General features: G+C 68.0%; 21 protein-coding genes and 1 pseudogene. 12 read left to right on the forward strand and 10 right to left on the reverse strand.

Annotated elements, in window-relative coordinates:
* Positions 1–164: 164 nt before the first annotated feature.
* Positions 165–344, forward strand: a pseudogene (locus tag KALB_RS50080) (GNAT family N-acetyltransferase); the annotation flags it as partial.
* Between the two features lie 93 nt (positions 345–437).
* On the opposite strand, the gene KALB_RS11590 reads toward KALB_RS50080, so the two are convergent.
* Positions 438–1,385 (reverse strand): helix-turn-helix domain-containing protein, encoded by a 948-nt coding sequence (locus KALB_RS11590; RefSeq protein ID WP_025355882.1) that lies wholly within the window; start codon positions 1,383–1,385, stop codon positions 438–440.
* A 101-nt stretch (positions 1,386–1,486) separates the two neighbouring features.
* Here KALB_RS11590 and KALB_RS11595 point away from each other — a divergent pair, with 101 nt between their 5' ends.
* A complete protein-coding gene (locus KALB_RS11595; protein WP_025355883.1) occupies positions 1,487–2,530 on the forward strand; it encodes a saccharopine dehydrogenase NADP-binding domain-containing protein in 1,044 nt (347 codons plus the stop codon).
* A gap of 593 nt (positions 2,531–3,123) precedes the next feature.
* Positions 3,124–3,858, forward strand: a complete 735-nt coding sequence (locus tag KALB_RS11600; RefSeq protein WP_236650230.1) for a PE-PPE domain-containing protein — start codon at positions 3,124–3,126, stop codon at positions 3,856–3,858.
* A gap of 366 nt (positions 3,859–4,224) precedes the next feature.
* Here KALB_RS11600 and KALB_RS11605 read toward each other — a convergent pair whose 3' ends face one another.
* Entirely contained in the window at positions 4,225–4,656 is a 432-nt protein-coding gene (locus KALB_RS11605; protein ID WP_025355885.1) for a restriction system modified-DNA reader domain-containing protein, read from the reverse strand.
* A 1,018-nt stretch (positions 4,657–5,674) separates the two neighbouring features.
* On the opposite strand from KALB_RS11605, the gene KALB_RS11610 reads away from it, so the two are divergent.
* Complete coding sequence (locus KALB_RS11610; protein ID WP_025355886.1) at positions 5,675–6,178, forward strand: DinB family protein; 504 nt, start codon at positions 5,675–5,677, stop codon at positions 6,176–6,178.
* A gap of 181 nt (positions 6,179–6,359) precedes the next feature.
* Complete coding sequence (locus KALB_RS11615) at positions 6,360–6,563, forward strand: hypothetical protein (protein WP_025355887.1); 204 nt, start codon at positions 6,360–6,362, stop codon at positions 6,561–6,563.
* Between the two features lie 553 nt (positions 6,564–7,116).
* Here KALB_RS11615 and KALB_RS50085 read toward each other — a convergent pair.
* Positions 7,117–8,427, reverse strand: a complete 1,311-nt coding sequence (locus KALB_RS50085; protein WP_025355888.1) for an isocitrate lyase/phosphoenolpyruvate mutase family protein — start codon at positions 8,425–8,427, stop codon at positions 7,117–7,119.
* 359 nt (positions 8,428–8,786) lie between these two features.
* On the opposite strand from KALB_RS50085, the gene KALB_RS11625 reads away from it, so the two are divergent.
* Positions 8,787–9,740 carry a LysR substrate-binding domain-containing protein gene (locus tag KALB_RS11625; RefSeq protein ID WP_030108445.1) on the forward strand — a complete coding sequence of 318 codons (954 nt, stop codon included), beginning with the start codon at positions 8,787–8,789 and terminating at the stop codon, positions 9,738–9,740.
* A gap of 175 nt (positions 9,741–9,915) precedes the next feature.
* Here the strand turns inward: KALB_RS11625 and KALB_RS49145 are convergent, their stop codons facing one another.
* Entirely contained in the window at positions 9,916–10,077 is a 162-nt protein-coding gene (locus KALB_RS49145) for a hypothetical protein (RefSeq protein ID WP_236650445.1), read from the reverse strand.
* On the opposite strand from KALB_RS49145, the gene KALB_RS11630 reads away from it, so the two are divergent.
* The 5 genes from KALB_RS11630 to KALB_RS11650 all read left to right on the forward strand — a co-directional run bounded on the left by KALB_RS11630 (position 10,039) and on the right by KALB_RS11650 (position 14,692).
* A complete protein-coding gene (locus KALB_RS11630) occupies positions 10,039–10,491 on the forward strand; it encodes an SCO family protein (RefSeq protein ID WP_236650338.1) in 453 nt (150 codons plus the stop codon). The genes KALB_RS49145 and KALB_RS11630 overlap by 39 nt on opposite strands.
* Entirely contained in the window at positions 10,488–12,134 is a 1,647-nt protein-coding gene (locus KALB_RS11635) for a linalool dehydratase/isomerase domain-containing protein (RefSeq protein WP_025355891.1), read from the forward strand. Before KALB_RS11630 ends, KALB_RS11635 begins: the two co-directional genes overlap by 4 nt.
* Positions 12,135–12,305: 171 nt before the next feature.
* Positions 12,306–12,821, forward strand: a complete 516-nt coding sequence (locus KALB_RS11640; protein ID WP_025355892.1) for an SRPBCC family protein — start codon at positions 12,306–12,308, stop codon at positions 12,819–12,821.
* A 124-nt stretch (positions 12,822–12,945) separates the two neighbouring features.
* Entirely contained in the window at positions 12,946–13,767 is an 822-nt protein-coding gene (locus KALB_RS11645) for a fumarylacetoacetate hydrolase family protein (RefSeq protein ID WP_318296396.1), read from the forward strand.
* 1 nt (position 13,768) lies between these two features.
* Entirely contained in the window at positions 13,769–14,692 is a 924-nt protein-coding gene (locus KALB_RS11650; RefSeq protein ID WP_025355894.1) for a VOC family protein, read from the forward strand.
* Positions 14,693–14,886: 194 nt separating this feature from the next.
* Here the strand turns inward: KALB_RS11650 and KALB_RS11655 are convergent, their stop codons facing one another.
* Together KALB_RS11655 and KALB_RS11660 are read right to left on the reverse strand one after the other, a co-directional pair.
* Positions 14,887–15,534, reverse strand: coding sequence for a TMEM175 family protein (locus KALB_RS11655; RefSeq protein WP_025355895.1), 648 nt, complete (start codon positions 15,532–15,534; stop codon positions 14,887–14,889).
* A gap of 22 nt (positions 15,535–15,556) precedes the next feature.
* Positions 15,557–16,081 carry a DUF6790 family protein gene (locus tag KALB_RS11660; RefSeq protein ID WP_025355896.1) on the reverse strand — a complete coding sequence of 175 codons (525 nt, stop codon included), beginning with the start codon at positions 16,079–16,081 and terminating at the stop codon, positions 15,557–15,559.
* 56 nt (positions 16,082–16,137) lie between these two features.
* On the opposite strand from KALB_RS11660, the gene KALB_RS11665 reads away from it, so the two are divergent.
* Positions 16,138–16,557 carry a MarR family winged helix-turn-helix transcriptional regulator gene (locus KALB_RS11665; protein WP_025355897.1) on the forward strand — a complete coding sequence of 140 codons (420 nt, stop codon included), beginning with the start codon at positions 16,138–16,140 and terminating at the stop codon, positions 16,555–16,557.
* 299 nt (positions 16,558–16,856) lie between these two features.
* Here the strand turns inward: KALB_RS11665 and KALB_RS48490 are convergent, their stop codons facing one another.
* The 4 genes from KALB_RS48490 to KALB_RS49150 all read right to left on the reverse strand — a co-directional run bounded on the left by KALB_RS48490 (position 16,857) and on the right by KALB_RS49150 (position 19,777).
* Positions 16,857–17,045 (reverse strand): tyrosine-type recombinase/integrase, encoded by a 189-nt coding sequence (locus KALB_RS48490; protein ID WP_268872268.1) that lies wholly within the window; start codon positions 17,043–17,045, stop codon positions 16,857–16,859.
* A 246-nt stretch (positions 17,046–17,291) separates the two neighbouring features.
* On the reverse strand, positions 17,292–17,942 hold the full coding sequence (locus tag KALB_RS11675; RefSeq protein ID WP_025355899.1) for an SRPBCC family protein: 651 nt from the start codon (positions 17,940–17,942) through the stop codon (positions 17,292–17,294).
* Between the two features lie 131 nt (positions 17,943–18,073).
* Positions 18,074–18,946, reverse strand: a complete 873-nt coding sequence (locus tag KALB_RS11680) for an IS5 family transposase (protein ID WP_025355155.1) — start codon at positions 18,944–18,946, stop codon at positions 18,074–18,076.
* A 156-nt stretch (positions 18,947–19,102) separates the two neighbouring features.
* Complete coding sequence (locus KALB_RS49150) at positions 19,103–19,777, reverse strand: integrase core domain-containing protein (RefSeq protein ID WP_236650231.1); 675 nt, start codon at positions 19,775–19,777, stop codon at positions 19,103–19,105.
* Positions 19,778–20,031 lie beyond the last annotated feature (254 nt).

Below are 20,031 nucleotides of genomic sequence, written 5' to 3' on the forward strand. Positions count from 1 at the left end.
GGACGACCGCTGACCTGCCCGGTGTCGGACGAGGAAATGCCACGGACTTGAGACTGGTCATGGTGACAGGGCCGTGAGACAACCAGGAAAGCCCAGGTCGTAAAAGATCGACATGTCGGACGCGGCGAGACCCTACAGCTCCGGGCAAACTCGACACCGGAAGTGGTTACTCCTTCTGCGTGGCGGACAAAGACACCGAGGCGGCGCTTGGGACGGCCGGTCTGCACCTCGCACCTGTCGCCACAGGCCGAGCGACAGTGCGGTACCCCGTCGCGCCTCGTGAGCGCGGCTGCGGGGTCGCGGGCCAAGCGCTCACCGCTCTGACGCGGTTCCTGATCGGCTAGGCCAGTCGGGTCACGACTTCCCGCTTCCGCAAAGAGCTGGTGGCCCTTCGGCTGCTGAGACGGCCGAGAGCCGTCACGGTGAGGACCGCAGCCTCACGGCCGGAACGTGCGGCGGTAGGCGTCTGGCGATACGCCGATCGTGCGGTGGAGGTGGCGCCGCAGTGTCGTCGCCGTGCCCATGCCCGCGGCCGAGGCGATGGTGTCGACGCTGTCGTCGGTGGTCTCCAGCAGCTCCTGCGCGCGGCGGATTCGCTGCGTCAGCAACCACTGCAGCGGGGTGGTGCCGGTTACCGAGCGGAAGTGGCGGGTCAGCTGGCGCGAGCTCATGTTCGCCTGGCGGGCCAGGTCCTCCACGGTGAGCGGCTGGTCCAGCCGCCGCATCACCCAGGGGAGCAGCTCGGCCAGGGGATGGCCGTCCTGGGCGGGCACTGGTGTGGTGACGAACTGGGCCTGGCCCCCGGCCCGGTGGGGCGGTACGACCAGGCGGCGGGCGACCACGTTGGCGATCGCCGAGCCGTGGTCGCGGCGGACCAGATGCAGGCACAGGTCCATCGCTGCGGCCTTGCCCGCAGACGTGAGCACGTTGCCGTTGTCGACGTAGAGCACGTCCGGGTCGACCTGCACTCGGGGATAGCGCGCGGCCAGTTCCTCGGTGTGGGCCCAGTGCGTGGTCGCGCGCAGTCCGTCCAACAGGCCGGCGGCGGCGAGCACGAACACGCCCGTACACAGGGAGACCACCCGCGCGCCCGACTCATGGGCCGCGCGCACCGCCTCGACAAGTTCGGCCGGCGGGTCCTCGTCGACGTCCGCCAAGGCGGGGACGATCACGGTGTCGGCGTGCGCCAGCAGCTCGAGCCCGCAGTCCGGCTCCTGCAGGAACCGGCCGACCCTGACGGCGCGCGTGCCGCACACCTTGACGTCGTACCAAGGGCCTGGCAGGGCGGCCGGGGCGGAACCGAAGACCTCGTAGGCCAGGGCCAGCTCGAAGTGCAGCATCCCGTCGGTAGCGGCGACCGCGATGGAGCGCGGGACAGAGCTCATGTCGGGAATTGTATGGGTCGTGTCGTTCCGGACACTGGGCACCGATGGTCCATCGAGACAGGATTTCCGCAATGGATCACTTCGAGCACGCGGGAGCAGGCATGGGATCGGGTCGGAACGTGGCGGTGTTCGGCGCCTACGGGCACACCGGGCGGTTCGTGGTCGCGGAGTTGCGCGAGCGCGGGTACGTCCCGCTGCTCCTCGGTCGCGACCAGGACAAGCTGCTGGCGCTGGCACAGGCCCAACCAGGGCTCGAAGCGCGGCAGGCGTCGGTCGACGATCCGGCCTCGCTCGACCGCGCGCTGCACGGCGCGGCCGCCGTGATCAACTGCGCCGGGCCCTTCGCCACGACCGCCGCCCCGCTGGTCGAGGCGGCGCTTCGCGCCGGCATCCCTTATGTCGACGTGGCGGCCGAGGTCGAGGCGAACCTTGACACGTTCGCGCACTTCGCGGAGCGCACCCGCGCCGTGGACACCACAGTGGTCCCGGCGATGGCCTTCTTCGGCGGCCTCGGCGACCTGTTGGTCACCACCGCGATGGGCGACTGGACGGCGGCGGACGAGGCGCACATCGCCTACGGCCTGAGCAGTTGGCAACCCACCGCCGGAACGCTCGCCGCGGGCGCCGTATCGGGGCAGCGACGGGGTGGCCGCCGTGTCCGCTACACCGGCGGACGGTTGGAGTACCACGACGACGCTTTGCCGACCCTGGAGTGGCCCTTTCCGCCTCCGCTCGGTCCCCGGAGCGTCATCGGCGAGTTCACCATGGCCGACGTGGTCACCGTTCCCAGCCACCTGGCCGTCCGGGAGGTGCGCACCTACATGACCGCCAAGGCGGCTGCCGACCTGTCCGCTACTGACGCCTCGGCACCGACCGCCGTCGACGAGCGCGGCCGCTCCGCGCAGACCTTCGTCGTCGACGTCCTCGTCCGCTCCGGCGGCACGGAACGTCAGGTGGTCGCCGCCGGTCAGGACATCTACGCCGTCAGCGCCCCGCTCGCGGTGGAGGCCGTCGACCGCATCCTCACCGGCCGGATCAGGACCACCGGTGTCGCCTCCGCGGGCGCGGTTTTCGACGCCCCGGACTTCCTCCGCGCCCTGTCCTCGCACCTCTCGCTGCACGTTCCGCTCGACACACGCGACTGACCGGCGACCCGGGCCGGGATCCAGACCGTGGTCAGCGCGGTCGATGAGCACGCCGATCACCTGTGCGGGGCAGGCTCCAGCCGGCCGACTTCAACAAGTTGACTGCGCTTGATGGTGGCCAGAACCCGTGGCGCCGGTCGCCCATGATGTGTTCGTAGAGACAGGCTTCCAGGCCCGGCGAGAAGGGAACCCTGCCCGGCCTGCACGGCGCGGCGGGTGTCCTCAGCGATGAGGTCGGCGTTGATAGCACCCGCGGCTGCCGCGCCCCGCCGGTCAGCTTCATTTGTGAAGTCCAACCGCTGTCGCGACCGGCCGTGCCACCCCAAAGTGGCTGTTCAGACAACGAGTCTGCGGATGTGGAGCGCGGTACCTCGACGCTGCGTCGGGGTCAAACTCTACACAAACGTGCAGAACCTGGCGATCTAGTTGATTGAGGCGTGTTGCACGGTCGGACTGCGCCCTGACGCGCCAGACCCGCGGCACCGTCGCACCACTGGCGTTTCATCGGGATTTCATTGCTGCTCGCTACGTTGCGCCCACAGGCGCAACTAGGGAGAGGCGGTAATGTGAGGAATCCCAAGAAAGCTGTGGCCGTGGTTACGGCGCTCGTCGCCGGACTACTCAACGTCACTGCGTCATTGGCGCACGCGGAGCCGGGGCACTACTACGTCCTCATCGGTGGGACCTGCGACGGTAACGCCACCGTCTTCAACAACGACTGGGTGCGGGGTGGCATCCCGCGGGTGGTGCATTATCCGGCTGGCGCCGCGGGCTTGCCCAACTGCGACCAAACGCCGATGGACCAGAGTGTCGCGCGTGGCCACGACGTGGCCAGGCAGGTGGTGCAGGACGCGTACAACGAGAACCCGGACGCACCGATCACCGTGGTGGGGTACTCGCAGGGTGCGATCGTGGCCAACCTGGTGCTCAACGACATCGCTGACGGCAACCTCCCCGTGAACAAGGACCGGATCAGCGCGAAGCTGTTCGGCGACCCGATGCAGCCGGATCCACGGGGGATCAGTGCGGCGATCCCGCAGGGGACCGGTGCGCCGTCGCCATTCGGCGGGTACGTGTCGTTCGGGCCCGGCCGCACGGACTTCAACGGCATTCCGTTTATCCGCTACTGCATCCAGACCGACGGCATCTGCAATTTCGACACCCTTGAGGCGCCGGGCGGCTACTTCGCTCAGCACTGGTGCTACCAGTGGAACCGTCCCACCGACGGGCGGTCCATCATGGGCGACACCATCGCCGACGAGGTGTACACCAACGCGACCCAGATGTTGGGCAAGCAGGACTGCTGGGCTGGGCCGGTCCACCCGTAACTCGAACAGCGTGTTGGTCACCTCGCGGATGGTCGTGCGGTCCGGGTCGGTCTCGACCGACAGGCCCTTGACCCGGATCTCCAACACCCGCTGCTGTGGCAGGATCCCGATGACGGTGTGCACGTAGTCCGGGACACCGCCCTCGTCACGCAACTCGCGATGTCCTCGCAGAGTCTGACGGCGGCGGCTTCCAAGGTGTAACGGGGCCGGTCCCGGCTCGTGCGCCCCGCGGAACAAGACAGTCCACTGTGGACTTCAGGTAGGTCATGGCCAGCCTCTTCCAGGCGGGCGGGTTGTGCCGCACGGCGACGCGATCGCCATGCGACACAACCCGGTGTGAACGATGGGGAAACGGTCTTCGCGGCGTCAGTTCTCGCGCCGTGCGCGTAGTTCGGTGCGCGTCTCGTCCAAGGTCCGTCCGTCGGACGTCCTGAGCACCGTCCACCCGTTTTGCGGGTAGCCGCTCAAGGCCGTGGCAGCACCGGACGGGGTCGCATACACTCGCCCGTCAGCGAGGACGACCGTTCCGTCGGCCCGAATCCGCGCCGTGTGACGCACACCGAGGTTGCGGCGATTCCAGCCCAACTCGTCGCCCGCCCCGGAGTCGAGCGGCAACGTTGCCTCGAACCCCGCGACCGCCTCGCTGAGATCGCAGTGCAGCCCCATCACGGCGGCGGCAGTCGGGGTGATGATGAGCGGCCAGCGATCGTGGACACCGCACCACTGGCCGACTCGCTGCCAACGGCCCTGGTGGGCCAGCAGCATCTCGACATCGGCTGCGTGGTCGCTGGTCGCCAATCCCTTGTCCGGCGAACAGGGCCACCTCGCCCGCGCGGTCGGGGTCGGTGTCGCCGATGATGTCCACGGCCAGCACGAGCATCGCCCACACGCCATCCGGCGACCGCATCGGTGTGGCGGTGACCGACGCCGGGGCGAGAATCAGGGCATCGGGCGGCAGTTCCTGCCATTCCCGTATCGACGCCTCGTCCTGTGGCTGTGACGGCTCGATGGGCGCGCTGGTGTGTGTTCGGGTCCGGGATCGGTTCGCAGTCCGTGTACGGCCCCGTCGGGAGCCGTTTCGGGTGTCCGTGGTGTGACAGCGTCGGTCGGCATGTCTATGCGCCCCTTCGGTTTCCGTGGCGGTCGTGGCCGATTGGCCGACCTGTATGGACGCTTCGTGTGGCGGGGGTTGTCAATGCCGCCATGCGCGTCGATGGTGAAGTGGACCCGTGTGGCGCAACGACTCCCAGCTCCACGTGTTACTTTGCAGGCTAGTTGGCGATGTCGTCGTGATGACGCGTATCTGGATCGCCGTGATCCGCAATGGACCGATCGCGGACCGTGCGGCGTGGCGGCTTCTGTAGGCGCTCTGAACGTGGTGTCCTTGTGACTGTGAGCCGCGCTGTTCGGACAGCGGTGGTCGATCCGCCCGACTGATCGACCTGGTCAACAGCCTCGACCCCAAACGGGTCTCCGCCATCTTCGGCATGACCGCCGAAGGCGTACTCACCTACTTCGCCGCATTGACCCCACCCTCGAGGACATCATAGGATGATGACGTCGGCGCCTTCGCCGGATCTTCCCGGCGACTGATCTCGTCTGCGGTGTTTCAGTTCTGCCCGCATCGACACGCTCCCTGCGCATCAAAGCGGTGAGCACATCGAACGCCTCGGCGTCCCCAACTCGTTCCAGCTTCTGGATGCATCGTCCCTGTCCGCAAACCCCGCGTCGAACCGCAGCCTTGTCGTCAACCACACCGACCGGACGTGAGACCGCACGGGTTCTTCGGTCACGCAAAAGAACGGAGTGAAAGCCCATGAGTACCAGCAGAATTACCAACGGCATCGAACGAGCGATCATCGAGAACATGCTCGATCGCAACCGCGAAGCCCTGATCGAGACCGCACGCGGCCTCTCCGAAGCCGACGCCCGCCGCCGACTCGTCGCTTCACTGACGACACCAATCTCATTGATCAAGCATGCCGCGGCCGCCGAACGGATCTGGTTCCAACGATTCTGGGCGGGCCTCGACGAATCCGAATGCGACGGATACTCGAACCGGGACGAGGGCACCTTCACCGTCACAGGCGACGAGCTCTTAGCCGACGTGATCACCGAGTTCGAACGCGCAAGCCAACGATCACGTGAGATCGCCGCCCGCTTCAACCTCGACGACACCAAGGACAACCCCCGTGAAGGAACAGTCAGCATGCGATGGACCCTGCTCGCCATGATCGAAGAATTCGCACGGCACGCAGGGCATGGCGACATCCTTCGCGAACAGATCGATCAGGCCCCACATCGAAAGCCAAACCCGTGAGACTTCGGTGCCAAGTATCCGGCATGCGGAAGCCGCCACGCGGCATAGTCCGCGACTGGTCCATTGTGGATCAGGGCGATCCGGGTGAGCGTCATCATGACGACATCGCCGACTAGCCTGCAAAGTCACACCACGGCACGATCCACACGAGACGGTCAGCACCGCCGCCGACCTGTCCGGGGTGGCGAAGATCGGGAAGTCGACCGCACAGAAGATCCTCGTCAAGTGGGCGGCCGACGGCAGTGTCACCCGTACCGCCGGAATCGTCGAGGGCGGTCGGCGCGCCGCCGACCTGTGGGCGATCACCGAAATCGACGCCGAACCGGTCGACCAGAGCGACGCCGCCCCGGCGGAGGCGACGGCTGCCCCCGCACCGACGAACTAACCGATTCCACGCCCGAGTGTTGGCTGTGTCCCAATGATGACGCTGTTGGGACACAATCACACTCGCGTTCGCCTGATCACTTCGTCGACATGTCGGGCGATTCCCGCACAGGCTGACTGACTACTCGCTGGCTGCCCGCATCCGTGTCGTCACGGGGCCACTGGGGCGGCGGTGAATCGCTACGGGCAGCGCGTATGCGCTTGGGTGGCGAGGTGTACCCACCAGGAGGCATCATCCCCGATGGGCACTGCGAGACCGGGCACGGCCAAGACCGCTGGTCAGGGCGGTGCGGCGAGTAACGCGGCTGGCCCTCGGGTGAGCCGTTCGTGAGACATCACAGGCCCGCGTGCCTGCTCCGGGAAGTCCACTCGATCGTTGGCTGGCTCCCCGGAGATCCGAACGCGGGCTTGTCGCTGTGGTCGGGATCGGAGGGAAACAGGCGCCGATCGAACAGGACGTGACCTCGACCGTAGCGGTGTGAACCGGTCTGCGGCAGATGAGGATGTTGCCACTGACGGCGCGGCGGCTGGGTCCTGTCATGGGGGACGCCGCGTCAGTGGGGTCGGCTGCGGCGGGGCGTGGCCGTCACGATGAGGTCCTGGACCTCCTGATAGCCCAGCGGGTGTCCGACCGGCTCGCCGTCCCGGACGGCGCGCGCGGCCGTGACGGCGGACCCGAGCGCCGCGCGGAACAGCAGCGAGCCGGTGCTGACGCGCCGCACTCCGAGGCCCGCCAGCGTGTGGATGTCCAACTGCGCCAGCACGTTCACCGGCGCCGGCACCGCGTCGACGACGGCGGCGATCCCGCGCTCGTCTCGCAGCCCGGGCACGAAGACCCCGTCCGCGCCCGCGTCCACGTACCGCAGCGCGCGGTCGATGGTCGAGTCCTGGCCAACCGCCAGCCAGTGGGTGTCCACCCGGGCGTTGACGAACAGGCCGGGGCCGCCCTCCTTCACGCCGCGCACCAGCCTCGCCTGCTCGGCCGGATCGGCGAGTCCGGCTCCCCGACCGTCCTCGATGGTCACCCCGGCCACGCCCAGCTCCCACAGTTGGGCCGCGAGCTCGTGCGGGTCGCAGCCGAAGCCCGCCTCGATGTCCACCGTGACCGGCACGGGCAGCCGGACCAGCCGCCGCGCCAGCGCGAGGGTCTCGGCCAGCGTGAGCCCGGCGGCGTCCGGGATGCCGTGTGCGGCGGCGACCCCGAGGCTGGTCGTGCCGACAGCGGGGAAGCCGGCGCCGGCCAGGGCGGCGGCCGAGGCGAAATCCCACGCGTTGGGCAGCAGCAACGGCTGCTCGCCGCAGTGCAGGCGGTGGAAGGCCAGCGCGCCGTCGGCCAGCGCCTCGGCGTGCTCCCGGCCGGGGCAGGCGTGTCGGCCGGCCCCGAACGGCGTGTCGGCCAGGTCGACCTCGACGGTCTCGCCGCTCGGCGCGACCCGGCGGGTGACCGGCACCGGCGGCTGGCGGCCGACGATCAACGCGATGGTGGCGTCACAGGCCTGCACCAGCAGGCCGATCCGGTTGGCCGTGGCCTCGTCCCACCCGCCGCCGCAGGCCGCGACCAGGCGCGCCACCGCCGCGTCGGCCTCCTCGGTCACCGGTGTGTGTGGCTGGTAGGACCTGGCGACCACGGCGACCTCGGCCGCGACCGCGCGCGGCAGGCCAAGTGCCTCGGCGAGGTTCGCCACCGGATTCCCCGGCCGGCGCAGAGATTCGGCGTCCACCGCGGCGAGGAAGTCCTCCGCGAGCGCGCGACGGCGTCGGTGGTCGGCGCCCTCGCTGAACCGGGCGACATGGGCGCGCAACCAGGCCACGCCGGTGTCGGCGGGCGGCACGGCCGGGACGGTGTAGGTCGGGTCGGTCAGCACGCGGTCGACGGTAGCGGGGCAACGGTTCGGCCCCGGCCGAAATGAGACGGCGTGAACCGCGACCCGGGTGCGCTGGCGGCGGCATGTCTCCATTGGGCTGGGGTGTCCCGCCGCGTAGTGGGCGGGTGGTTGCCCAATGGTTGTGGTGAAGTCGCGGACGAGGTGTGCCTGGTCGTGGTAGCCCAGGTCGGTGGCGAGTTGTGCCCAGTCCACACTGTGACCACTACGGGTCTGCGGCATGAGCGGGTGTTCGACAGCTACCAACGCTCGTTGGCGGCACGAGCCAGAAGTGGCCGGGAAGACCTCCAGGTCTCCACCCGCCGCACCAGCTATGCCCGACGCCTTGTCATGCTGTGTTCGTGTCCCACGGCAATCTCCTCGACGGCAACCTCAAGTTGCGGCACCTGCGCTACACGGCGGCGATCGCGGAGCACGGCAGCCTGATCGCGGCGGCTGATCACCTCAAGATCACCCAGCCGGTGCTGACCCGCTGCCTGCGGGAGTTGGAGTCGATCCTGGGTGTCGAACTGTTCGAGCGCGGCCCTCGGGGGATGACGCCCACCGTGTTCGGGCACGCCTTCGTCGATCACGCCCGTGCGGTGCTGGCCGAGTTGCGGCACACCGACCAACACATGCGGGAACTCGCCGCCGGGCAGACCGGCCAGGTCACCATCGGCACCCATCTCGCCGGGGCCAACGTCCTGTTGCCCCGCGCCGTCGCGCGGCTGAAGGAGGCGCACCCGGACATCACGGTGGTCGTCCGGCACGGCACTCTCGACGGGCTTCGGCAGGACCTGCTCACCGGCGAACTCGATCTGGTGGTCGGCACACTGGAAATGGCCGACTCATCGCGAATGACCCAGGTTCCGCTGTACCAGGAACCACTTCGCCTGGTGGCACGCGTTGCGCATCCCGCGCATTCGATGTCGAAGCTGCGAATTCCCGATCTCGCCGACCACCTGTGGTCCGTACCGATGGTCGGCACTCCGTTGCGGCGCGAGGTGCAGCAACTCCTCCTGCGGCACGGCCTTCCACTGCCGCGCAACCGCATCGAAGTCAACTCCTACCTCGCCGTTCGATCGCTCGCCCTGGAAACCGACGTTCTGGTCCTGTTGCCGCAGCTGGTGGCCGAAGCGGAGCGGGACCTGGTCCCGCTGCCGCTCGACCTGGGGATCGCGGAGACCGTCGGACTCACCCTCCCGGCGGAATCCCCGCTCACACCGGCCTTGCGTCAGATGCTCGAGTACCTGCGTCAGGCGGCAGTCGACATCCGCAGCGGCCTGGAGGCAGCGCAAACGTACGGCCAGAAGTAGCAGACGACGCCCACGTTTCGAACTCGCCCGCACCAGCACAACTCCTTTCACCCTGAACTATGCTCGGTGGGCATGGCTCAAAGCGAAAAGAGTATTGGACAGGTATAGGTGCGGGTTTCTAGCCTGGTGCCAACCCCGAAAGGAGTGAGTGCCAGTGAGTGATTCCACGAAGAGTTCAGGCTGCTGCGGTGACCTCGAGGAAACCCTGCCCGTCGTGGTTCACCGCCCCACGGTCACCGTCGGCGGGCACTTCGAGCTGATCGACCACTTCGGACAACAGGTCACCGAGAATTCGTACCTGGGCAGGCGGTTGCTGATTTTCTTCGGCTTCACCCACTGCCGGACGATCTGCCCGGCGGCACTGTCCCGGATGGACGAAGCACTTGATCTGCTCGGCGAGAAGGCGAACGACGTGCAGCCGCTGTACGTCTCCGTCGATCCCGAGCGGGACACCCCTGCGGTGTTGCGCGCTTTCCTACAACGTGCGCATCCCCGCTTCGTCGGGCTCACCGGTTCCGCCGAGCAGGTCGCCGCGGCACAGACCGCGTACCACGTCTTCGCGGGGCGCGCCGTGGATCCCGACGATTCTGACGGCTACCAGGTTCCGCACAGCGCCTTCACCTACTTGATGGGCCAGGACGGCGCCTACATCACCCATTTCACCGACGCCGTGACGGCCGCCGAGATGGCCCGGCGGCTGGCCGGATCGTTGGGCCGGCACAAGAGCATCGTGAACACGGTGCCGGCATGAGCAAGGACAACACCATGGCCAGCGGGAGCATGCGCGCCGCGCCTGACCTCTCCCGTTATCCGATGCTGGACCACGAGCAGATCGGCCACCTCCGGCACATCCACAACCTGGTCTCGCAGGAGGACAATGACTGGGATGGCATGGGCTCGGCGCAGTGGGGCCAGGAGACGTCGGACTCCTATCGTTACCAGTTCGCCCAGATGTCCTACTGTCTCGGGTTCGCCCACTTCCACCACCTTCCGGCCGCGCCAGGCGCCTTCCGTCCCACCTTCGAACAGGCCATCCGGAAGATGCAACTCCCGGAGGCCTGGGCCTACTGGAACGGAACCAGCAAGGGCAGCAGGGTGACCGACCCCGACATCGTCGAACTGCGCGAAGGCTGGCGAGACCCCATCGTCAAAGAGAACATCATGTACAGCGGCCGCCTGTTCGCGATGCTGGGCATGCACTCCATGCTGTTCGACAGCGACCGGTACGACGAGCCCGGTGCGATCTCGCTGCGGTGGGAGCCCATGTTCCAGGGCCTCGGCCCGGAGGTCTACGAGTACTCGTACAGCTCGATCGCGGACAACCTCTACTGGCAGATGGCCGAGACCGGCTGGTACGGCGTCGTCTGCGAACCCAACTGCCTGTTCATCGTCTGCAACCAGTTCGCGATACTCGGTTTCCGATTCCTGGACCTGCGCAGGGGAACGTCCGTCGCCGAAGAGGTCACCAGGGCCTTCACCGATGCCTGGCACAAGCGAGGCATGCTCGATGAGGACGGGGAATACTGGCGCATCTGGCTTGTCAAGCAGGACCGCCCGCTGCAACTGGCGGGAGGTGCGGGCTCCCAGTGGACCGCACTGAACATGAACGCCTGGAACCGGGAACTCGTTCACAAGCTCTACCCCGAACAGATCCGCGACATGATTCGGCGCAGCGCCGACGGACTGGTGACCCTGATGCCGCCACCGGCGACCGCGGAGCTGCGGCGGGCACGGCGGGAGAACCGTGCGCCGCTCCTGCCCGACGGCGGCACCGACTACCAGTGGAGCAGTCCGTCCTTCGGGTACACGGCCGCCTGCATGGCCGAACTCGGCGACACCGAGAACCTGCGCGGTATGCTCGCCCACGCTGACCGGTACATGACTCCCACCTGGCGGGACGGCGGTCTGTACTATCCGCGTAACGACACTTCGTATGACGCGGACGGGAATCTGGTCTACATGGACCGGCTCACCGGTAACGCCATGTTGGGTTACGCGCGGCTGAATGTCACCGACGGGCTGTGGAAGATGTACAACGAGCCGTGGGGGCCGGAACACTTCCGGCAGCCCAACCTGGCCCGCCTCGACGGCCGGGCGGATGTGGCCCGTGCCTGGTACGACCCGACGGAGTCGCTGCTCGCGCTCACCCTCCGCCCCGTTCAGCAGGACTCCGCCGCCATCCAGATGGAGATCGCCAACGTTCGGTCCGGGCGGAACTGGACGCTTTTCCTGGACGGCAGTCCGGTCGTCACCTCCGACGGCCGGGACACGCTGGATGTCCTCGACACGTCGAAGGTCGGCGCACATTACGTCGGAAACGCGCTTGTCCTCAACTGCACGCTGCGCGCAGCGACGGATCTCGCGCTGAGCCTTCACGACACCGCCATTTACTGAAACGACGCCGGCACCGTGATCAGCACAGTGCCACCGAGATCTCGTGGCCGCTCGACTTGGTGAGCCAGATCCACCTGCTCGCCTGGCGCTACTACCGCGCTCCTGCCCGGATTCGTCCTCGCGCGCTCTGGCGGAAAAGAACAACACAACCGAGAAGAAAGAGGTAAGACGGTGACGTCCGACCTGTACGTGTCCCCGATCCCGTACAACCTGAACATCAGGTTCATCGAGAACCGCATCGTCGTCGAGCGCCCGGCGCAGGTCGTGTACGACTGGGTGACCACCTGGGCGAACCTGCCGAAATGGCTGCCGATGGCGTCGGGTACCGAGGTGCGGCGGGGCAACGAAGGCGTTCCCGCCGAACTCGGCGACGTGCTGCTCGAGAACATCGTGCCGGAGCTGAACGAGAAGCCGAAGCTCTACACCGTGGTGGCACGGGTCCCCGGCAAGCTGTGGACGGTGGTCGGCCGGGACGTGCTCGACAACGGTGTCCCGGCACCGGCGATGCACGCGATCGCCACCTTCACCACATTCGACCTCGGCGACGGAACGACCCTGTTCTGCCGGCTGTTCGAGCGACTGGTCCCGGACACCGAGCCGGCTGGCCCGCACCCGATCGAAGACCCGGCACGCATCCAGCCCGGACTGGAACTGCTGAAGGCGCACATCGAGGGAACGGTCGAATAGTCCGCTCCACCTGATTCTCCAGGCACACCAACATTTACTGGCAACAGCGTTGCCAGCGGCAGGAGGGCCAATGCGCATTGGAAATCTCGACGGCAGACTCGTCCTGGCCGCTCGTGGAGGGGCGGTGGACGTCGAATCCGCCTCGCACGGCAGGTTCGGGTCCGACCCGCAGGAGGTCTTCGCCCGGTGGGACGAGTTCTCCGAGTGGGTGAGGAGTCTGAACCACGCGACACTACCGGTGCACCCGGTCGAGTTCGACACGCTGCGGTCTCCGGTGCCACGACCCGACCAGCTGTTCGCGATCGGCCTGAACTACCGCGACCACGCCGCGGAATCAGGATTCGAGCTGCCGCAGTTCCCACCGGTGTTCACCAAGTTCCGCGGTGCGATCACCGGCCCGAGTGGCCCGATCACCCTCCCCGGCCACACCGTGGACTGGGAAGTGGAGCTGGTTGTGGTCATCGGCCGCACGGCCCGCGACGTGGACAGCGCACAGGCCTGGGACCACGTGGCCGGGGTGACCGTGGGGCAGGACATCTCCGAGCGGACGGTGCAGACCGCCGGGCCGGCGCCACAGTTCAGCCTGGGCAAGTCCTTTCCCGGGTTCGCTCCGATGGGGCCCTGGTTGGTCACCGTCGACGAACTGCGTGCGGGCGGCCTCGACCCCGACGCGTTGAAGCTGAGCTGTTCGGTCAACGGCGAACTGGTCCAGCACGGCACCACGGCCGACATGATCTTCTCAGTGCCCGCCCTGATCGCGACTGTCTCGGCAGTGCTACCACTCGAGCCTGGCGACGTGATCTTCACCGGCACCCCCGCCGGCATTGGCGCGGCCCGCACACCCCCGCGGTACCTGCGCCCCGGTGACCGACTCGTCAGCACCATCGATGGCATCGGCGAGCTGTGTCACCACTTCGTACCCGCACCCGGATCCCAGGAGATGTGACATGGCGTTGCACCGCCTCACCTCGATCACACTCGGCGTGCCCAACGTCGCGCAAACAGCCGCCTACTACGAGGAATTCGGCCTGCGACCGTTGCCCGACGGGCACAGCTTCAGCACCGTCGACGGCGGCGAACAACTGCGGATCGCCCGCTCCGACCACCGCCGCCTGCTGCGGCTGGGCGTCGGCGCGGACGACCCGGACGACCTCGACCGCGTCGCCGCCGGCCTCCAGCGCCTCGACGTGACGGTGGAACGCACCAGCACCACGGTTTCCGCCGTCGACGCGGGTACCGGCACCCGTGTCGAGGTGACGCTCGCGCCCCGGCTGGGGCAGAGCGCCGCCCCGGCACCGCACTACAACGGTCCCGGACGGATCGAGCGCGCGGACGCCCGTGCCGATGCGGTGTTGCGCTCGCAGGCCGTGCGTCCGCGCAAGCTGGGGCACGTCGTTCTGGGCTCCACCGACCAGCAAGCGAGCCAGCGTTTCTTCACCGAAGGGATCGGTTTCAAGGTCAGCGATACCGTGAAGGGCCTGGCGGCATTCCTGCGCTGCTCGACCGACCACCACAACGTCCTGGTGCAGCAAGCCCCAGTGCAGTTCCTGCACCACTCCTCATGGCAGCTCGAGGACGTCGACGAGGTCGGCCGCGGGGCCACCGCGATGCTCGCCGCCGACCCCGACCGCCACGTGTGGGGACTGGGACGCCACCACGTCGGATCGAACTTCTTCTGGTACCTCAAGGACCCGGCGGGCAACTTCTCCGAGTACTACTCTGACCTGGACTGCGTCGTGGACGACCAACTCTGGAAACCCGGCGTCTGGGAAGGGACGAAAGGCTTGTACAGCTGGGGACCTCCGCCCCCGCCGTCGTTCCTGGCCCCCGAGGACCTCGCCGCGCTGATGACCGGGGCGCATTCCGCCTAGAGTCCTGCTCGTTCATCGGGAAAATGGATGGATCTGGAACTGTCAGGCAAGGTCGCCATAGCACGCGGGGCACACTGAGAACACTCACCCGCATCCAGGACCAACGACCAGCCCGCTTACTGGGGCCACGCTGGACTACCGGTCATCGGAATGAGCGAGCATCGCTCAGAACTTCCACTCAGCGGCATGTGCGGTCACCGGACGGCACGGCCCTGGATACCGCGGGCGACGGCGAGCACGATCGGCGCCGCGAGCCAGCACAGGTACGCGCCGGTGCTCGTGGTCACGAACGAGACGGGAACGGACACCCCGAAGACGGCGGCAAGGCAGATGCTGCGCACCAGGCTCTGGGCGAACACCCGGGGCGGGACGTCCGTGCGGTACAGGTGTTCGCGTCGGATCTCCCGGATGATGAGCGCGAACGACGCGGACGCCAGGACCTGCACGAGCGCGTACAGGCTGAACCGGGGCGGGAAGGCGCCCTCGGCGGTGAGCACCCGGGTCGCGAACGGCATCAGGATCTGCATGAACAGCCAGAGCAGGGTGAGGCTGGTCAGGCGGCCGCTCAGCGAGTGGACGTAGCGGAAGATCTCGTGGTGGGCGTGCCAGTGGGCGGAGATCACCACGAAGCTGAGCGCGAAGGCCAAGTACTCCTTGCCGTGGGCCAGCGCCGAGCCCAGCATGGCGTCGGTGGTGTCGCCGGTGGGGACGGGCAGTTCCAGGGCGAGCAGGGTGAGTGCGATCGCGATCACGGCGTCGACGAACACGGTGAGCCGCTCGGCGGCGGCCGCTCGCGCCAGGCCGGCCTCGCCGTCGGGTTGGTGGCAGGCATGGGTAGCCATGGTGAGGTCAGCTCCCGCGGTGTCAGGCGGCGATTTCCACGGTCGGCTGGGGCGTGGCCGGCAGTCGCCGGGACCGCACGGCCAGCATGATCATGACTGCCGGGATCAGGATGTCGTTGACGAGGACTCCACCGGTGTTGCCGGGGGCGTGGTCACCGTTGGCGAACCACTGGTAGACGTGGCCGACCACGGCTCCCCAGAGGAACATCCCGGCGCCGAGTCCGATGGTGATGCGCTCGCGCGCGGATGCCGAGGCGGCACGGAAGCCGATGACGGCCAGCCCGAGGTTGGCGAATGCGATCTCGAACATGAAGGGGGTCCGGTCGAAGCCGATCGCCGTGGCCATGACGTCCGGGAGGGCGAGGAACGCGACCGTCATCCACAGGCTGCCGAAGCCGAGGGCCCCGATGGCCCACCAGCGCTGCCAGGTCTCCAGCGCCTCCTGGGGTGACCGGGCGTGGCGGGCCCGCACGAACGCCCCGATGGCCGGCACCAGGATCCAGACAAGGGGGAAGGCGGACTGGGCGAGGTAGGAGAAGTTGTCCATGGCCTCATTGTTGTCTGGTTAATATTAACTAGTCAAGACTCATGTATGGTGGTGTCGTGGATGATGGACTCGCAGACCTGCTGCACCGCGTGGTCATGCTGCTGGGTGAGGCGGCCCGTCGGCGCACCGATGACCGCGACGGCTTGACCTACAGCCAGATACGACTGCTGGGCACGCTGGAGGACGTCGAGCCGGTGACGCAGCATCGGCTCGCGCAGGCGCTGTCGGTGTCCGACCCGGCGATCAGTCGGGCGCTGCGGCCACTCGAAGCCGAAGGCCTGGTGCAGATCACCATCGACCCCGAACACGCACGGCGGCGGCTGGTCCGCCTCACCGATGCCGGCCGGAAAGCCTTCCACACCGCCGGAAAACCGCTCTACGACGAATTCCGCGCCGGGCTCGTCGCGGCTGGCTTTCCCTACGAACGCTACCTCGAGGACACCCTCTGGCTGGCCGAGATCCTCGAGTCCGACTGACAACACCTCACCACGAGACCCCCGTCCGACCGCCGGGCAGCGATGCGCGTCACTGCGAGGACGGCGGGCCAACCCCGGCGCGTCGGGGAGATCTCCACCCGGACGCGGGTCGTCGGGCCGCACGTCACGCGGCACCTGCACGAGCTTCAGCGGCGCGAGCCGGTGCGCCGGGCCACCGACCCGCACGACCAGCGTGCCCGCCTGGTCGAACTGACGCTGGCGGGCGACACGGCGGCCAGGCGACATCACCCGCCAGGCACCGCAGTAGCGCGCTCATCGGCATGAGAGCGTGTTGGGTGTCAGGTTCCGGAAGCCATGTAGGCGGCCAGGACGTAGTTCGGGTGGCGATCGAGATTCTTACGGGCGCGGTCGTAGCGCATCGTGGTTCGTGGATCGGCATGCCGCGCGGCGATCTGCACATCACGGAGGTCGACTCCGGCATCCAGCATCGTGGTCACGAAGGTATGGCGCGGCATGTGCGGATGCAGCCTCGGTTAGCGCACCACCGCCACCCCGGCCAGGCGCTGTAGTCGCCGTGTGGCGCAGTGGCGGTCCATCCGCACCCCAGGCGGGCCGGGTCGGTGGTATCCGACCCGGCCCGCCGGACAGGTGACCGCGCCGGCCTCGCCCAGCGGTGATCCCGCCGAACGCCGGGCCATGGGCCGCGGTCACGAGCCGCGCGCTCGCCGGCAGTTGAGCACGGCGCGTCCGGTGGCGGCTCGGCGCTTGTGCGGTCAGTTGCAGGGGTCGGCTTCGGCGGCGGTCTTGAGGTCGCTGAGCCAGGTTTCGAGGCCCATGTCGGAGTTGGGGTCGGCTTGGGGGCCGGTGTGGCTTTCCTCGGTGCGGACGAGGACGCCGCCGGGGACTGTGCTGAAGGTCCAGACGTGGACGCCTTCGATGTGGAATCCGGCGCTGTCGGCGGGCCCGGTCCAGCGGATGCACTTGCCGTGCTGGAGTTGCTGGACAGTGGAGGTGATGACCACCGTGCTGGGGGGAGTCGAGGGGGTTGGGGGCACGTGGACGGTCGCCTGGAACTGTGAGCGCTTGCGCAGCGGGCCCGGGTCCAGGCGCCGCACGGTCATGGGGGCGGCGGGTTTCTGCCAGGAGGGCCAGCCCTCCACATCGGTCTGGAGGTCCCAGATCACGCGCAGCGGCGCCTGGACGAGGATGTCGGCCCGGTGGCGGGCCTTGGCGGCCGGGTCGACGCCTTGGCCTTGGCAGGTCAGCGAGGCCGGGCCGGCGCCGTGGTCGGGGATGGCGGCGTGGGCGGGCGTGGCGGTGGCTCCGAGGGCGCCGGCGACAGCCAGTGGGACCGCGAGCAGGGTGGCCCGCGGGCCGGTTCGGTGACGAGAGGTTCGCGAGATGGTCGGGCGGGCGCCGCGCATGGTCCTTCTCCTCTGTTCGCCGACCGGCCCAGCCAGTCTGGTTAGAACTGCATGCTATAGTGAGAACATATAACTCCGCTCTGGTGGGCGTCAACAGGAGAAGTGAGAAGCTCTAAGTGCCCGTTTCTGATCTACAGGGTCTGTGTCAATCGGCGGCTGGTGATGCGGATCATGGCCCAGCGGACCATCGCTTCGTGGTGGTGTGGAAGTCGTTCGTAGTCACGGACACAGCGGCGGTGACCGGTGATCCACGCCAGGCTCCGCTCCACCACCCAGCGGCGGGGCAGCACCGTGAAGTGGGGCAGGTCGGGGCGTTTGACGATCTCCACCACCACGCCGAGCGCTTGTCGCGCCCAGTCCAGCAAGGTGCCGGTGTAGCCGCCGTCGGCCCATACCAACCGGATCCGGTCGCCGACCGTGGCACCCAGTCGCAGCAGCAGTGCGCGGGCGGCGACCCGGTCCTGGATCGAGGCCGGGGTCACCAGCACCGCCAGCACGAACCCGACGGTGTCCACCACGATATGGCGCTTGCGGCCGTTGACCTTCTTGCCCGCGTCCCACCCGCGAGTGGCCCGTCCCACGGTCTCGGCCGCGCGGACCGACTGCGAGTCGATCACCGCCGCTGACGGCGCCGCCACCCGGCCCTCCGCCAGCCGGGCACGGTCCCGCAGCCCGTCCAGGATCCGCTGCGTCGCACCGGATTTCTCCCACAGGGCGAACCGTTTGTAGACCGTCGGCCAGGGCGGGAAGTCCGCCGGCAGCGCACGCCACTTGATGCCGTTGTCCACCAGGTACAAGATCGCGTCCACGATCACCCGGCGGCAGTGCCGCTCTCGACGGCCACCCCGGCCACCCAGCCAGGCCGGATCCGGCAGCAGTGGGTCCAACACCGCCCACTGCGCGTCGGTGACATCCGAGGGATACCGGTTGGCACGCCGTGTGGGCTGGTGGGTTGCGGCCAGCCGGCAGCACGAGGCACCCGCGGTGGCATCGCCCGCGGGCATCGGGCACGATAGCAATGGAACTCCTGGCGGAACGGCGCTTCGACAACGTCCGATCTACCAGGAGTTCCCCTGTCTCGTCACCCACCTTCACACCCGGCCCTCAGTTCGAAAACGGGCACTAACATCCTGTGGGGCTCGGAAAGTCGTCGTTGCAGCTCAGGATGCGTATCGGTACTCGTTGATGACTCCCCCGAGGACGTGGGTACGCACGAGCCTGCGGGCCTTGAAGTCGTGCGCGGCGCGGGTCTGCTCCTGAGCGTCGGGTGGTCGCTGGTCTCGGGATCGATGTGGTCGATGCCTGTTGTAGTGATCTTGGTATGTGGCGAGGACCTGCCCGGCGTGGACCTCGTTCATGATCAGAACGTGGTCGAGGGCCTCTCGGCGGATGGTGCCGATCACTCGCTCGCAGTGGACGTTCATGCGCGGAGACTGGGGCGTACTGAGCAGCACCTTCATCTCCTTGGCTTCAAAGACGGCGTCGAAGGAGGCGGTGTATTTGCTGTCGCGGTCGCGGAGGACGAAGCGTAGAGACTCGACGCGGCTGCCCAGGTCGCTGGCCAGGTTGCGAGCCTGCTGGGTCGCCCACTGCGCGGTCGGGTGCGCCGTGACGCCGGCGATGGGGAGCTTGCGGGTGTGATGCTCGAGGAACCCCAGTGCGTATAGCCGTCTGCCGGTGATCGTGTCCAGGTGGAAGAAGTCCGCGGCAGTGATCCCCCTGGCCTGGGCGGTGAGGAACTCGTGCCAGGTTGGGCCGGTGCGGCGCGGTGCAGGGTCGACGCCAGCCGCGTGCAGGATCTTCCAGACCGTGGACGGCGCGATCCGATGCCCCAAGCGGGCCAACTCGCCCTGGATTCTGCGGGGCCCCACCGTGGGTTTTCCCGCGCCAAGCGCAGCACCAGCTTCTTTGCCACGGCCGCGGTAGGTGGGCGTCCGGTGCGCCGGCGTCGAGCGGTGTAGTCCCACTTCCTGGCGGTCAGTTGGCGGTGCCAGGTCAACAGCGTCCCTGGGGTGACTGGGAAGACACTGTGCCAGCGGCGACGCGGTAGCAGCGACGACAATGCGGCCAGCCAGAACCGGTCTGCTGG

The organism is Kutzneria viridogrisea DSM 43870 (assembly GCF_000525635.1).
GTDB lineage: Bacteria > Actinomycetota > Actinomycetes > Mycobacteriales > Pseudonocardiaceae > Kutzneria > Kutzneria viridogrisea.

Coding starts and splice junctions, on each gene's coding strand:
- KALB_RS11590 (WP_025355882.1), bottom strand. CDS start 1,385: ATGAGCTCTGTCCCGCGCTCCATCGCGGTCGCCGCTACCGACGGGATG.
- KALB_RS11595 (WP_025355883.1), top strand. CDS start 1,487: ATGGGATCGGGTCGGAACGTGGCGGTGTTCGGCGCCTACGGGCACACC.
- KALB_RS11610 (WP_025355886.1), top strand. CDS start 5,675: ATGAGTACCAGCAGAATTACCAACGGCATCGAACGAGCGATCATCGAG.
- KALB_RS11635 (WP_025355891.1), top strand. CDS start 10,488: ATGAGCAAGGACAACACCATGGCCAGCGGGAGCATGCGCGCCGCGCCT.
- KALB_RS11650 (WP_025355894.1), top strand. CDS start 13,769: ATGGCGTTGCACCGCCTCACCTCGATCACACTCGGCGTGCCCAACGTC.
- KALB_RS11655 (WP_025355895.1), bottom strand. CDS start 15,534: ATGGCTACCCATGCCTGCCACCAACCCGACGGCGAGGCCGGCCTGGCG.
- KALB_RS11660 (WP_025355896.1), bottom strand. CDS start 16,081: ATGGACAACTTCTCCTACCTCGCCCAGTCCGCCTTCCCCCTTGTCTGG.
- KALB_RS11675 (WP_025355899.1), bottom strand. CDS start 17,942: ATGCGCGGCGCCCGCCCGACCATCTCGCGAACCTCTCGTCACCGAACC.
- KALB_RS11680 (WP_025355155.1), bottom strand. CDS start 18,946: ATGCCCGCGGGCGATGCCACCGCGGGTGCCTCGTGCTGCCGGCTGGCC.